At 48.2% G+C, this 15,223-nt stretch carries 9 protein-coding genes; 6 read left to right on the plus strand and 3 right to left on the minus strand.

Annotated features, from left to right (window positions below):
- The coding region (locus tag IQ268_RS13070; protein WP_193879347.1) for a pentapeptide repeat-containing protein at positions 1–3,146 on the plus strand (3,146 nt) is incomplete at its 5' end.
- Here the strand turns inward: IQ268_RS13070 and IQ268_RS13075 are convergent.
- From IQ268_RS13075 to IQ268_RS13085, 3 genes are all read right to left on the minus strand, one after another.
- Complete coding sequence (locus tag IQ268_RS13075; RefSeq protein ID WP_193879540.1) at positions 3,143–4,219, minus strand: P1 family peptidase; 1,077 nt, start codon at positions 4,217–4,219, stop codon at positions 3,143–3,145. The genes IQ268_RS13070 and IQ268_RS13075 overlap by 4 nt on opposite strands.
- Positions 4,220–4,412: 193 nt before the next feature.
- The gene (locus IQ268_RS13080; protein ID WP_193879350.1) at positions 4,413–6,587 is read right to left on the minus strand and encodes a polysaccharide biosynthesis tyrosine autokinase; all 2,175 of its coding nucleotides are present in this window, start codon (positions 6,585–6,587) and stop codon (positions 4,413–4,415) included.
- A 71-nt stretch (positions 6,588–6,658) separates the two neighbouring features.
- On the minus strand, positions 6,659–8,578 hold the full coding sequence (locus IQ268_RS13085) for an SLBB domain-containing protein (protein WP_228035329.1): 1,920 nt from the start codon (positions 8,576–8,578) through the stop codon (positions 6,659–6,661).
- Positions 8,579–9,965: 1,387 nt separating this feature from the next.
- On the opposite strand from IQ268_RS13085, the gene IQ268_RS13090 reads away from it, so the two are divergent.
- The 5 genes from IQ268_RS13090 to crtC all read left to right on the plus strand — a co-directional run bounded on the left by IQ268_RS13090 (position 9,966) and on the right by crtC (position 15,198).
- Positions 9,966–11,009, plus strand: a complete 1,044-nt coding sequence (locus tag IQ268_RS13090) for a glycosyltransferase family 4 protein (RefSeq protein ID WP_193879353.1) — start codon at positions 9,966–9,968, stop codon at positions 11,007–11,009.
- A gap of 174 nt (positions 11,010–11,183) precedes the next feature.
- The gene (locus IQ268_RS13095; protein WP_370584660.1) at positions 11,184–12,452 is read left to right on the plus strand and encodes a glycosyltransferase family 4 protein; all 1,269 of its coding nucleotides are present in this window, start codon (positions 11,184–11,186) and stop codon (positions 12,450–12,452) included.
- A 381-nt stretch (positions 12,453–12,833) separates the two neighbouring features.
- The gene (locus IQ268_RS13100; RefSeq protein WP_193879359.1) at positions 12,834–13,472 is read left to right on the plus strand and encodes a PTPA-CTERM sorting domain-containing protein; all 639 of its coding nucleotides are present in this window, start codon (positions 12,834–12,836) and stop codon (positions 13,470–13,472) included.
- 193 nt (positions 13,473–13,665) lie between these two features.
- Complete coding sequence (locus tag IQ268_RS13105; RefSeq protein ID WP_193879363.1) at positions 13,666–14,274, plus strand: HpsJ family protein; 609 nt, start codon at positions 13,666–13,668, stop codon at positions 14,272–14,274.
- Positions 14,275–14,280: 6 nt separating this feature from the next.
- Positions 14,281–15,198 (plus strand): cyanoexosortase C, encoded by a 918-nt coding sequence (crtC, locus tag IQ268_RS13110; protein WP_193879366.1) that lies wholly within the window; start codon positions 14,281–14,283, stop codon positions 15,196–15,198.
- Positions 15,199–15,223: the final 25 nt, after the last annotated feature.

The raw sequence follows: 15,223 nt of genomic DNA on the forward strand, positions 1-15,223 counted from the left end.
TGGGGGGGCTGGGAAAAACCGCACTCTCGCTTAAACTAGCACACCAGATTCAAGATCGGTTCGAGTACGTTGTGTGGCGATCGCTGCGGAATGCGCCACCGCTCAAATCGGTGTTGTCCAGCATTGTTCGGTTTTTGTCGAACGGGAAAGAAACCGAGACGGATGTGTCCGGCTTTATTGATTATCTAAATCGGCATCGCTGCCTGATTCTATTGGACAATGCCGACTCGGTTCTGCGTAGCGGCGCTCGAACGCTACACGATCGAACGGGATATTATCTGGATGGCTATGCTGACTATGGCGACTTGATCCAGCAACTTGGAGCCGTTCCTCATCAGAGCTGTATTCTGATGACGAGTCGAGAAAAGCACCGCGAATTGGTGGTGCTTGAGGGAGCCACTAGACCCGTTCGAGCCATGCAGCTCACGGGTTTGTCTGAAGCAGAGGGACGAGAGCTATTTGCCGAAGTGGGCAAGTTTACCGGGTCAGATCATGAGTGGTCAATGCTGATGGCGCACTATGCCGGAAATCCACTGGCGCTGAAAATTACGGCTTCTGCCATTCATGAAATCTTGAATGGAGATATCTCCAGGTTCATTCAAGACTACCTCAGGCGCGGCCAGGTGTTTTTTGATGATATCAATGATCTAATCGCTCGGCAGTTCGAGCGGTTGTCCAATGCCGAGCAAGAAGTGATGTATTGGCTGGCGATCGCGCGTGAACCTGTTTCATCTTCAGAGCTACAAGCCGATATTGTATCCCCTACCTCGCAACATGAACTAATTGCAAGCTTGCTATCCTTACGCAGGCGATGTTTAATTGAGCGCAACTCTGACCTGTTTACACAACAGCCCGTCATTATGGAGTATGTCACCAGCCATTTTATTAAGGTCATTAAACAAGAGATTCTCGATCGAAAGATTCAACGGTTTAATAGCCATGCGCTGATTAAAGCTCAAGGAAAAGATCATATTCGAGAAATTCAAACCCGTCTCATTTTACAGCCGTTGGTTAATCAACTTCTTGCTGTATTAGGCAGCAAGGGAGCCGTTGAGTCGCAGTTAAAAACGATTATTTCGTGGCTCCACCACCAGTTTTCGGATCAGCCAGGTTACGGAGGCGGCAATAGTTTAAATGTGCTGTGCCAACTGGGTGTGGAGTTGAACGGGTACGACTTTTCAAATTTAGCGATTTGGCAGGCAGACTTGCGCGGTCAACGGCTCCATCACGTTAATTTTTCCAATGCCGACTTAACCCACTCTATCTTTACTCAGGCATTTAGCAGCGTTCTTTCGATCGCAGCCAGTCCCAATGGGGAACAGTTAGCAACGGGAGATGCCGACGGGCATATTTACCTGTGGCAAGTCGCTGATTTCAAGCAGCTTCAAACAATGGACGGGCATACCAATTGGGTCAGAGCCTTAGCCTTTAGTCCCAATGGTAATTTACTCGCAAGCGGCAGTAGCGATCATACGGTTAGACTCTGGGATGTAAAAACGGGGCGCTGTTTGAAAACCTTGAGAGGCCATGCCAGCCGGGTGTGGACGATCGCCTTCAGTCCCGATGGTGAGATGTTAGCCAGTGCCAGTAACGATCAAACCGTGCGGTGGTGGTCTGTTCGTAGCGGCGAACTAATTGGGTTGGTGCCAGCGCAAACGGGTATTCGTTCGATCGCGTTTCAGCCTGATGGCCGTTCTATCTTAGCGATGGGGCATGAGGATGGTACAGTCCACTGGTGGGATTTATCGACCCATACTTTCTTAAGAAAACTGACGGCTCATGCAGAACCAGTCCTATGTTTGGCCTTTCATCCGCGTGGCGAAATTCTGGTTACGGGTAGCAGCGATCAAACCATTAAACTATGGCAGATCAGCGATGATCAATGCCTCAAGGTGTTGAGCGAACATACCAAAGCCGTTCAAGTGATTGCCTTTAGTGCAGACGGGCAGCGGTTTGTTAGCGGTAGTGGTGACCATACGTTGCGGCTTTGGGCACTGGATCAAAATGCCAGTTTGAAACGGCTGCTGGGGCATGTGGGCAGAATTCATGCGGCAACGTTCATTCATGGTGGTGCGGCGATCGCCAGCGGCAGCAGCGATCAGGCTATTAAATTATGGGATGTGGAATGCGGGCACTGTTTTAGAACACTACAGGGCTATTCCAATTGGAATTTGTCGGTTGCGTTTAGTTCAGATGAACAACTGCTAGCGAGCGGCGGAAATGATACAAACGTCAGGCTGTGGCATGTGAAAACAGGTCGGCTTGAACAAACGTTGAGCGGACATTCCAGCCAGGTGCAAACCGTTGCCTTTAGCTACCACAAACAGTGGCTTGCCAGCGGCAGTGAAGATGGCACGATCAAACTGTGGGACGTGGATACTGGAGCCTGTATGTGGACACTGGCTGCCCATGACAACATTGTTTGGATGCTCGATTTTGGCGGGGGCGATCGCACATTGGTTAGCGCCAGTAGCGACTGTACTGTCAAAGTCTGGAATAGCCAAACGGGGGAGTGTCTGCATGTTCTACCCCACCCCAATACTCAAGTATGGTCTGCTACGATCAGCCCTGATGGGCAACTGATTGCCAGCGGCAGCGACGATGGCACGGTTCGTCTCTGGGACAGTAAAACGGGGGAATGCCTTAACCAATTAAAACTTCACACGGCACAGGTGTGGAAAGTGAGCTTTAGTCCTGATGGAGAGACGCTGATCAGTTGCAGCAATGATTTAACCGTGAAGTGGCTGAACGTCCACACTGGACAGTGCTTTAAAACGGTAGACGGATTCACAGACGAAGTACTCAGCGTTGCCTTTACTGCTGATAACCAAATTCTGGTCAGTGACAGCAGTTTGGGTCATTCCAGCATCAAGGTTTGGAACATCAATACTCAAGAATGTGTGGCGGTGTTTGACGGTCACGAGGACGGTGTGTGGTCTACCACCCTGAGTTCAAGCGGCCAACTGCTAGCTAGCACCAGCCGCGATGAAACCATTCGACTGTGGAACAGTGCGACTGGGGAGTGTTTGAACGTGTTGCGCGTCAACAAGCCCTATGAACACTTAAATATTGCTGGCGTTCGTGGATTAACCGACGCGCAACGCGCCACCCTGAAAGCGTTGGGAGCAGTGGAACGCCAAACTTAACGCATCGCCTGATAGTGAATTAATACTCGTTTTAATTGATCTAATGGCAGGGCATAGGCCACGCGATCGTGCAGCCCTTTCATGGTTTCAGCCATTGACAAGGCATTGAGAATGGCTTCTTCTACCGCTTCAGCAACCGCATCGAAAAAAGCATTCATCTGGCCGTGGGGAACCATTTCCAGCGATCGCAGCGTTGAACAGTTGCAGGGCAAGTGATTGCCCGTTGCAAAAGCCAGGAAAATATCACCACTGCTGTTGTGCCCGGTGCCGCCCACCCGTGCCAAACCCACGGTGGCTCGTTTGGCTAAGCGCTTGCATTGAGCTGGAAGCAGCGGTGCGTCGGTCGCAATCACAACAATAATTGAACCATCCCAAGGTGAAGTAACCCACGGCAACGCAATCTGGTGGTGATCAATGTCGCGACCTACCGGGGCACCATTCACGCGCAGCAAGGAGCGATCGCCATAATTTGCTTGTACCAGCACCCCCAGAGTATAGCTACCGCAAGCCACACTCACCAGACGGGAAGCCGTGCCAATCCCTCCTTTGAAGGCATGGCAAATCATGCCAGTGCCGCCACCCACGTTTCCTTCATCGACCGATCCGCTGCTGGCCTTAGCCAGGGCTTGATAAACATGCTCTTTGGTGACATGAAAAGCGTTGATATCATTGAGCCAGCCATCGTAGGTTTCAGCGACTACCGGCAACAGAAAGCCATCGTCTTTACCATGATCGACCCAGTAGGAAATGAGCGCATCGTGTACCGCTCCTACAGCATAGGTATTAGTAATGCCAATCACCGACCCCAGCATTCCAGATTCTTCCAGCCACAGCATCCCTGTCATCTCGCCATTGCCGTTAAAGGCGTAGTGTCCTGCAAAGGCATAATCCGTCCAGATTGCCCCATCCCGTGGCACGATCGCCGTTACCCCTGTTCGAGCCACTCGCGGCTGATCGTACAGCAGGGTGGTATGACCCACCAGAACCCCTGGCACGTCTGTAATAGCATTATGTTTACCGGTTGGAAAGGTGCCAATTGTAATGCCCAAATTTCGGATGCGATCGCGGCTCATATCGTACGTGTAGACTTGGATAATCCAATAGTTATACCAGGTACTTTGCACGTAGTTCAGCGGCTTACACGATGAAATAAAGCTTGGGTCACGCTTGCCGAACGTTTCAAAGCTCCCCAGATGGAGGGCTTAGCGCCTGCGGTTAAGCCAGAACAGGAAGCAGTTTGACCATTAGCACTTTTAAAATAGCCCCTTATACTCCATTAGCAACGAGACCTAAAATTGGAGTCTTGGGCAACTTGAGACTGGTCAACATTTGGGTTACAGCAGAACGCTCAGTTTTACCCAGCCGAACCACTAGAAGCACTCCATCGGTTCGAGTAGCCAGCACATTGGCATCCGCCAGACCAATCAATGATGGCGTGTCATAAATTACGAGATCGAAGGACTGAAGCATATCATCCATCAAATAATGCATGACGTATGATGAGAGCAACTTGGTTGAATCGGCCTGGATCTGTCCGGCAGGAATGACGTACAAATCAACAGACTCCAGCGGCTTCTGGATCACGTCGCTCAGGGACGACTCTCCGATCAGCAAATTGCTGAGTCCCTTAGGATGGGCAAAGTTTAACCACGTGTGAAGCTGCGAATGGCGTAAATCAGCATCAATGAGCAATACTCGTTTTCCCATTTCTGCGGCTGTTCGAGCCAGATTAAGGGCGATCGTCGATTTACCATCGCTGGAACCTGCTGAACTGACAACCAGGGATTGAATCGGTTGACCGAGATTGGCCAACTGAATATTCGTGTGGAGCAGTCTCAATGCATCTATAAATATTGACGAATCATCAAGAGTGTTTCCAGGCAACAACGTTTGCATCAGTGAGCGTCTGTTGGCCATTTCCTCCGATGAGAAAGACATCCTCTCCTCTGACGTTAGTTTGTCTGAATCCAGGAAGAACTGGCTTTGAATACTTGCCAGATGCGAGTACCACGGAATCGCCCCCAGCACTGGTAATTTAGTATGTTGTTGTAGTTCTTCAGCGGTGCGATAAACATCCGTTAGTTTTTCAAGCATGAAAGCCGCACCCAACCCGGCGGCCAACCCAGCAAAACAGCCCATCATCAGGCCACGCTTAACGTCAGGAGAAATAGGTGCCCCCGGTTGCACTGGTTCCCTGACAACTTGCCAGGGAATTTCCTTCTGAGCCGCTTCAATTTGCAGGTTTTCACGGGCTGCCAAAAAGCGGTTAAGGCTTTCGGTTGTCACTTGCAGTTCTCGCTGCAAATCGTTGTACCGTCGTTCGATCACGGGCAATTGCTGTATCTGTTGGTTCAATTTTTGTTGCGCCTGATCGATCGCCTGACGCTGTACTTCTAATGCCCGAATTTCGGTGGTGACCGCAGCCAATTCGGTTCCTACAATGCGCTCGGCTTCCTGACTGATCAAGGGCAACAGATTTCGCTGCTTCTCTCGTAACACTTGAATGGCAAGATTCTGCTCCTGAAAACGAGTCAACTCCACTGCAATCTCAGCATCTATTTGCTTCATCTGGCTAACGAGCTGCTGATAGGCGGGCGAGTTATTGAGCGTGGCGATTGCTCCTGCTTCGTCTTTTAAGTTATTCAAACGAAAGTTGGCTTGTGATAATGCCTGTTCAACCGTCTGCCGTTGCTGAGTTAAGCTCTCAACCTGGCTTGTAATTTGCCCTGCATAACTGGCTGGATCAATAAAGTTGTATTCCTGTCGAAACGCTTGCAGGTCTTGCTGAAGCTGATCAACCCGCTCTTGACTGGACGGTAACTGGTTTTCAACAAATTGGATGCCCTGGCGCAAGTTGGTTTGTCGTTCTTTGGAGCTGTATTCTAAGTACTCTTGAGCCGCTTGTTTTAATACAGCCTGAACTCGCGCCGGGTCGGTATCCTGATAGCGAATTTCCAGGATTTTGGTCTTTCCCAAACGACTAATACTTAATTGACCCGGAATGGACTCATAGCCGAGTCCTGGGTAGGCATCTTGCAACCCTTCTGCAATGTCTGTCAATAGCTCTGGGCTTCGCAGAACTTGAATTTGGGTTTCATAATCCAGCTCAGAGCGGCCTGAACTTCCACTTGAACCTGAGGTTAGTTCTGATACGTTGCGATCGCTGCTGTTAACGGGTTCAACCAATAGCTGAAACTGACCTTCATACACGGGCTGTTCGGTCAGGGTTGAGGCAGACATAAACGTCATCACCGTAATCGCTACGCCTGCAATGACGAGCGATCGCCGCCGTACCATTGCCAGCAACTGCTTGACGTTCCAATCCTCTTTGGGTTCATCTGGTGCTGGCAGGGTTGGCACCGGAAGCAGGTTGGGCTGTAATGGCGGTAAAGACCGATCACCCTGGTGGCTGTTTAAAGACTCAGAGGAGGCATTCTCCATTGTTCATTTTGCTAGGTTGATGGTGTGCAGGGAACGATACAAAACGCACAGGTGAATGAGAACGAACGCGGTTAAAACGGCAACAGACGAAAAAGGGGATTGAGCATAAAGAAAGACCCTAGCAGGCTGGAGAGTCCATCCGAGAGTCTGGCAAACCCAGTGCGATTGACTACAATAATGTCGTTATTTCGTACAATAGGGTTCGTGTTAGGGTCAATGCCTTGAGTCAGGTCAACCTGAACCTCCTGTTCAGACAACGTACCGTTTGGATTAAGCCGCAGCAACTTGACGGTGCGTTGTGCCCGTGGCCCCAACCCCCCTGCCGCGATGATGGCCTGGTTCAATGTGGCGTTAGACGGTACATCTACTGAACCCGGTGCTCCAACTTCACCAATCACACTGACTTGAATAGCCGTCGGAGAGATATTAGCCGATCCTAGCTGAATAGCTTCTGCCGTCGTCAGTTCTCCTGCGGTTGGAATGAGGATGGTGTCTCCTGCTTGCAGAATTAAATCCTGGCTCAGATCGCCCGACTGCACCAGTTGCCAAAGGTTGATGTTGATGAGCTGTTCTGCGCCTCTGCGAGTCGCGCGTCGAATCTGGATCTCGCGAAGGTCGGCTGAGGGCGTAATGCCACCAGCTGTTTGGATTGCCTGAGTCAGCGTCGGGCGATTGCCAATCCCTCCCTGCAACTTATAGGCACCGGGGCGATTGACTTCTCCAATTAAGGCAATGTCAATCATCTCGTTTGTATTGCTTGCCAGATTGGAATCCGCCAGTTGGGCGGTTTCGGCCAGGTTCACTTCACTGGTGGCGGCAATGAAAATAGTATCGCCATCTCTCAGGCTCAGATTTTGGCTTAAGTCGCCATTCTGTAAAAAGTCCCACAAATTGACGGTAATGGTTTGCGGGGAGCCAGAACGAGTGGGTCGGCGTATTTCAATTTGCCGAAGATTGGCTGCTTGAGTTGCGCCTCCAGCCGTTTGGATAATTTGCGTCAGTGTGGGAAATTGGGCACCCCCAACCAGGGGTAATGTGTACAGTCCAGGCTGTCCAACTTCTCCTAAAATACCGATTTGCAATGGACGAGCCGCTATGAGACCAATCGTGACTCTAGGATGGCGCAGTTCAGCGCTATAACGAGACGAAATGGCATCTCCAGCCTCTCTCAGGGTCATGCCTTTAACTGAAATACTGCCGACGGTAGGCATGTTCAGGGTGCCATCCACCAAAACCTGGTATTGACCGTTGTATTCAGGGACGTTGAAGAAGCTGACTGAGATGCTGTCTCCCGGCCCTAGCGTATAGGTTTCATCAACGTTTGTAGGGCTAACACCATTTGTCGGCGTTGCGTTTGAAGCCGCTTGAACCAGAACTACATCTGCTGGAGCATCACTGCCGTTGGTTGGCGACCCTTCGTTCGCGGTGCGCTCATCAGGTGCAACGTCATCAGCTAGCGAAAACAGTGCTACTTCCCTGGCAATTTGCGATCGCACAGTGGTGGGTAGTTCGCCCGGACTGGACTTTAAGGAACGGGCAACAATGGCGTCCCAGGGCAGATGGCTAGTGTCTGGTGGAGTGACGGTTGGATAAACGAGTGGCTGGGTTTCCGATCCGATCGGTTTGGGTAGAGAAGCTGGAACGGCTGATGCTGTCTCTGCGAATGGAGGAGGTGCATGGAGGGGGAGGGGCGATCGCTTGAGAGCCGATCGACTCACAGCCATTGATTCAGGAACAACAGTAGTAGCTGATTGCTTAAACTGATGTTTTGCAGAAAGATGCTTAGCCTCTAATGCTGGGTTTGGAAGCGAGGGTTGAGGAGAAGCTTGGACGTTTACATTTGGCTCGTGAGCCACCACAAACCCAATTCGGCTAAGAGCCGTTGCTGATAGAGATAGAATAAATACCGCACGCATTAAGGGATACCCTATTGCAATCTTAAATAAACGGTTGTGACTGGAATGAACTGTAACACCTATCGCTAAAGACATCTCCATCAACGCCTGTAACACCTCAATACGTATTGCTCTAGATGCTTGAGGGTTGGCAAGTGATATCAGAACGCATCAACCTGTCTAAACGGCTTTTTGAAATGAGTCTCAGATATACTCCTTACTACCAACGTTTACATACCGATCAGGAGAGACACTTAAAGATTTTGCTGATTACCAGTAGCGGTTTGTGAAGTTTTGTCAGTGCTGTTTTGTAGTACTGTCTTGCCTGGGGGTGGCTGCCAACCGCTGCCGCTAATTATTCTGACTGGCTTAATACACGCTGAAGGGCGTGGAGCTAGTCAAAAATCCTATCAATATAGAAGTTCGCTTATGGGTTGCCGCTCGGAGAAAGTCAGTTGGCTCGGCAATCTGTCTTCGTGTGCTGCGTTGCACAAGCATTAATTAACCCACATTACGTATCGCCAGCTTTTGTTTAGCTGCGGCTCCAACCTCCTGCTAAACGCTGATTGAAATTCAAACGAATTTCCCATATACCACTTCGAAACCTAAATGTACCTACTTAAATCAACCATGTGATTTTACTTAATTGATATACACAGACCGTTGATCTAAAACTAATCGGCAATTGATCTCGTGTGCTGAGAATAAGATTCGTCTCTCTACTTCTATAAACGGACAAGGATTGATCAGCAATTGCTCGGATTGTTTTCAGCCTATTTACTTACCTTAAATAGGTGATTTTGTGTCGAGGTCAGTTTAGAAAACAGATTGAGATGGAACTTTAAAAAATGCTTAGAGCGCTTTGTTTCAGCCTGGTTCAGGAGATTGCCTCAGCAGAAATAGAGATCAATAAGCAAACTACATATAAAAGTGGTAGTTACTTAAAGATAAAGTGAAGCTAGAAACTTTTTATACAAAGGTCATCAATATAGCTTTAGTATCAATTCAACTTCGAGATACAGGGTTATTGAAGTAGGCAGTTCCACGTAAGAGATTGTACTGAGCAAAGTAACTGAACAAAAGCTGCCTTGTTAGCTAGCATCACCACATTCGTTAGCAAACTCTCAATAGGTATTTATCTCAACGACGACTTAAGACGGGTTTTGAGCATCTCAGCAATTGTCACTCCAAACTCCCGGTTCAATGTGGGACGCCTGTACAAAACCATCAATTTTGATTCACAAGTATTTCTACATGGTGCCGTTCTGGAATGGTGTTACGTTCAACCATTGAGAATAAGCCAGTATTCTCTAACAGGTTTTGATATATTTCTCCAGACCTCAATCTATCTGAAGCAGGTAGATCCCTTCAGTTAACATTGAGGGTTTGGTTGAGATACAAGGGGAGCCTCTGCCAGGTTGTTTTAGAGTTGCAGACTCGTTTTGTAGTCTTTTCATCCACTCCTCGCCGTTTCCTAATCCTCATGTTGCTGTCTTTGTACTATCTGCTGGTTTTTGTCTTGGCCGCAGTGATTGTAATTTGGAGTACTCCCCTAGTTCGCGCGTTTGCGCTTCAGCATGGATATGTTGATTTGCCTGGAACACGTAAGGTTCATCGTCGTCCTATCGTGCGGCTAGGCGGTATTGCAATCTGTATTGGAACGTTGATTCCGCTTATCCTTGTATTTGGATTGGGCGGATTTGACCATCTACCGCCTGAAACGGTTTCCAGTATTGGCTGGGTGATGCTGGGAAGCAGCAGCTTTTTCCTGATCGGTTTAGTAGATGATCTCATCGGTTTGTCGCCCTTATTGAGGCTGTTTATGCAAGGGGGAGTTTCTAGCCTCATTTGGATGCTGGGTGTTCAGATTGAGTTCCTCACTGTTCCGGGCATGGACATTGTTCATCTAGGCTGGCTTAGTTTACCCGTGACGGTTATCTGGTTAACAGGTGTTGTGAACGCAATTAACTGGATTGATGGTCTGGATGGTTTAGCGTCTGGTGTGTCTGGTATTGCGGCGGCGGCACTCTTTACGGTTTGCCTCTTTACAGGAGATCTGGCGGCGGCGGCTGTTGTCATCGCTCTTGCTGGAAGTTTGTTGGGTTTCCTGTACTACAACTTCAATCCAGCCCAAATTTTCATGGGAGACAGCGGCTCCTATTTCATTGGCTTCACCATTGCGGGCATCAGCGTGGTTGGATTGGTTAAAAGTGCGGCGGCTACTGCGATTCTAATACCGCTTTTCGTTTTGGCAGTGCCTATTTTAGACATGTCAGCCGTGATTGTAGCTCGGTTGTGCAACGGGCGATCGCCCTTTAGAGCCGATCGGCGGCATCTCCATCATCGGCTATTGCAAGCGGGACTTTCCCATCGCTTCACAGTTCTGGTGATTTATGTTTTAACCTTCTGGTCTGGAAGTTTAGCGATCGCATTTGCCGGGGTTCCTACCAGTACAGCTATCCTGGCTAGCGCAACTGGGTTACTAGGGTGTACGACCTGGAAAGCATTCCGCTCTATTCGTCATTGATTCCGTCAGCATTCATTTACTGCAATTAAGTTGCAGGTTGGTTGGGCTAAGAAACCAGGGCATCTATCAACTTTGCGGATTATCCGCCATTTGAACATCACTTTTATTAGGTTGGTAGCATTCGTGAAACTAAACTATCGGCTCAAAAAAACCACCTGGTTCGGCTTTGATTCCATTGATGCTGTAACACAGCCCTTTGTTCAAACGAAACGCCCAATTAAACTCTCGGTGATTACTCAGTTCTTTCCTCCAGATTTTGCGGCAACGGGGCAACTGCTGGATGAACTGGTTCGACACTTGGGAGAGCAAGGAATAGACGTTAAAGTATTTACTGGACAACCAGGCTATGCGTTTCGGGCGACTAATGCTCCAATCTATGAAAAGAAGGGATTGGTGCAAATTAAGCGATCGCGCACATCGCAAATGTGGCCTCAGCGCATTCGTGGTAAAGCGGTAAATGGTCTCATCTTTAGCGTGCGAGCCATTTTACATTTGCTAAAGAACTGCCGCCGCCGCGATTTGGTCTTGATCACCACGGCACCTCCCTTTCTGCCTGTGTTGGGGTATCTGGCTCATCTCTGGTTTGGTATGCCGTATGTTTGCCTGCTTTACGATTTGTACCCAGATATTGCTGTTGAGTTGGGAGTGGTTCCGGCACAGCACTGGGTGGCTCGGGTATGGCGAAACGTGAATCGTCTTGTTTGGCGCAATGCCGAAAAAATTATTGTACTCAGCCCGGCGATGAAACAGCGAGTAATATCTGCTTGTCCGGATGTGGCTGATAAGGTTTCGGTGATTCACAGTTGGGCAGATCCGGAGCGTATTGTACCGATCGCCAAGAATAAAAATTGGTTTGCCTGGAAACACAACTTAGTGAAAAAGTTTACCGTTTTGTATTCCGGCAACATGGGTCGTTGTCATGATATGGACACGATTCTGGAAGCAGCCAAGCGATTACAAGATGACCCGATCGAATTCGTCTTCATCGGTGGCGGAGCTGGACGTGATGTCCTCATTGAAGAGGTTCAGCAGTTTGGACTAAAGAATTTTCAATTTTTGCCTTACCAGGACAAAGAGATACTACCTTATTCATTAACAGCTTGCGATCTATCTTTGGTAAGTGTAAGCCCTGGAATGGAGAACTTAGTAGCACCGAGTAAACTGTATTCGGCATTATCAGCAGGGCGTCCGATCGCGGTGATTTGTTCTAAGGAGTCGTATCTGAACCAGATCATTAAGGATGCTGACTGTGGTGCCACGTTTGAAAATGGCGACGGCCAGCGGCTGGCTGAGTTTATTCGCCACCTCAGTGTGGATCAACGTTTGGCTGAAAATATGGGCAATGCAGGGCGTCGATATTTGCAGCGACATTTCACGCCCACGGTGATTGCAAAGCAGTATTTTGGGTTAATCAATCAAGCGTTTGCCAATGCTTGGAAGTGATGAGATGATACATGGTTCATGCTAGGCAAATGTAATGACGACAAATATCAAGCCAGCATGAATTAACCCCATTCCGTCTTGATTAATGCTGTAGAACTATCTAGGATCGAATCAATATCAGAGTGATATTAGAGATATTTCTACGGTGTAATCGCTAAGTTTCAGGGTGCAAATGCTTCTACCAACACTGCACTGATGGAATGGTGAAACTAGCGATATCTGCTTCAGCTATCTAACAACTGAGACAAAGCTCATCCTTGATTGTTCCCAGTTCCATGTCATAAGCAGAACGTCGTGATGTTGCGTCTTAACGTCAGTTGCCTTGCGGGTTGAGTTCGATACACGTAAACGGTTCAAGGTACACACAAGGTAAATTCAACTATGAACTTCAAAAACATTGGCCTTGGCTTGGTAGCAACTGCAGCTGCTGTATCAAGCGTCGCTTTAGCCCAAGCTCCTGCACATGCTTTTTTCATCGGTGGAACAGCAGACTATGAACCATTAGGATCATTGCCAGCAACTCTTAAATTAACCGATGGTGCAATAATTAACGATGCCCAGTTCACAGCAACAGTCGCTAACTTGGAAATCAAGGACTTAAAGCTCTTATCTGGTTCTACTGCTGGTGGTTTCTATAATGCTAGCTACGAAAGAGTCAGTAGCTACATAACTGGCTTCAAGTTTAACGGTGTAGAGGCGGTCTTTGACCTTGCTGCAGGGAACGAAGTTGCTTTCAATGGTGCACCTGGTGTCGCTTCTGGCTCTGTTGACTACAATCTAAGTGGTATTATCAGAAGACAAGATGGTACAGGAGCCTTGGCCCAGGTTGTTGGCAGTCTTAATTCAGCAGGTGAAAATACAAGGACTGCAAACTTCTCTCTAACATTCGGTCAAGTTACCGAAATTCCTACCCCTGCTCTATTACCCGGTTTAGTGGGAATGAGCATTGCAGCCCTTCGCAAAAAGCGTAAGGATGAGGAGTTGAATGCAGGTGTTGAGCGTGCTGAAGCCCGCGCTTAATCAGGTAGTACGTTTCTTTTAGCTCTTTATTTTCGTGTTTTGCTTGGTTGGGTTGAGGATTAGAAGTTTTACACGATCCTAAAAATACATACGGATTGGTTAGGTTTTACAACCTCTCAACCCAACTTCTTTCTTTGAGGTCTGATTTCTCGATCGCATCTGTTCTTGGTTAACTTTACCTTCATTAGTCACTATGGCATCTATTTCTTCCCCCGCCCCTAATGCTGCTGGTTTCTACAGTGCCAAAGGATTTTGTCAAATTGTTGGTTTTGTTTGTTTAGCAGGGTTCATCATTGATGTTGTTGTTTTAGCCCTGCCTCCTGATATCGGTAATCTTCAATGGCGTGCAGGTTTGATGCAGCAGGTTTCAGACCGGAGCATTGTGCTTCTGCTTGGCACCGCCTTAACCCTGTTTGGCTGCATTGAAAACCGTCGGTGGTTAAAGCGGCTTTCTAGAGTGTCTTTAATTATTGGTGTTGCCTTTGTTCTCTCGTCTTTAATCGTTGTTGCCGATAGCGCCAAACTACAGCAGCAGGCGGTTAGTACCATTAGTAATCAGGAATCGCAGCTACAAACTCAAATTCAAACGGCACAGACTAACCCCAGTGCAGTCGGTGAAAATGTAACCTCACAAGATTTGCAACGGTTCTCAAAAGAGCTAACCAGTCAGGCTAATGCCTTAAAGAGCAATGCAAAAACCAGCGCGTTGAAACTGGCAACAGCGAGTGTGGGTAACTTGGTTGTGATCGGCTTGGGAATGATTAGCCTTGGGCTATATGGAATGCGGTTACGCATCAGATAATTTTTCATGAAACTGCCAACGATTAATCAATCCGCTAGCTCTCTGCTACATCAAAGTCTCAAAAATACCCATAACCGAATTGTTGCTTTGGGTCTATTGGCGAGTCTTTGTTACTTTCCTGCTTGGCTTGCAGATCTCGTCATTGGAACCCTTCATGGTTCAGCCAGTGTATTGATGGTCTTGGCGATTGCCTATGGTGTCTTCCACATTCGCAGCGATCGCCGCTATCTTACCAAGCTCAAAGCAGATTCAGAAGAGCGGTTTCTTGGATATCTCCTGATAGGGTCTGCCATCTTGATGATTCCCTTCGGCTTTTATGCTGAATGGGCACAACGGCTCATCTGGATGATCATTCTGGCAGGGATTGCTTGCAGCACTTGGGGAATCCACTTTTTCAAGCGGTATCCATTACCCGTCTTTATGATTGTCTTGGGATTATTTCCTCAACCTACAATTGTTAGCAAAGCAGTTTGGGAAGCTTTCACTCCACCCCAAATGCTTGAGCGATTGATGGCCTGGAGCGGTACGTTAGGACTCAGGGCAATTGGTCAGCAGGCTGAGAGGGTAAATACTATCATTTCTTTGCCTGCTGGTTCGGTGGATGTGGCTTGGGGATGTAGCGGATTTGATATGGCAACTATCATGGCGATCGCCAGCTTGCTTTTAGGACTTTTCCTGAAGCAAAAATTGCCAAAAGTCGTTCTCATGATTGGAATCGGTGTTGGTCTTGCTCTCCTGGCTAATATTCCTCGCATTATGCTGATGGCAATGGCAGAAGCCTATTGGGGAAAGGCATCATTCGAGTTTTGGCATGGCTTTTGGGGAGGACAAATCTTTTCCTCAATTCTGTTCACCATTTATTATTACGTGGTGATGGCGATGGTTAAACGGAGAAGTTCTAAAGCTGTTTCTCAAGACTATTAGACGATGTTTGAAGAGTATCGAGCTA

The organism is Oculatella sp. LEGE 06141 (assembly GCF_015207605.1).
Lineage (GTDB): Bacteria > Cyanobacteriota > Cyanobacteriia > Elainellales > Elainellaceae > Oculatella.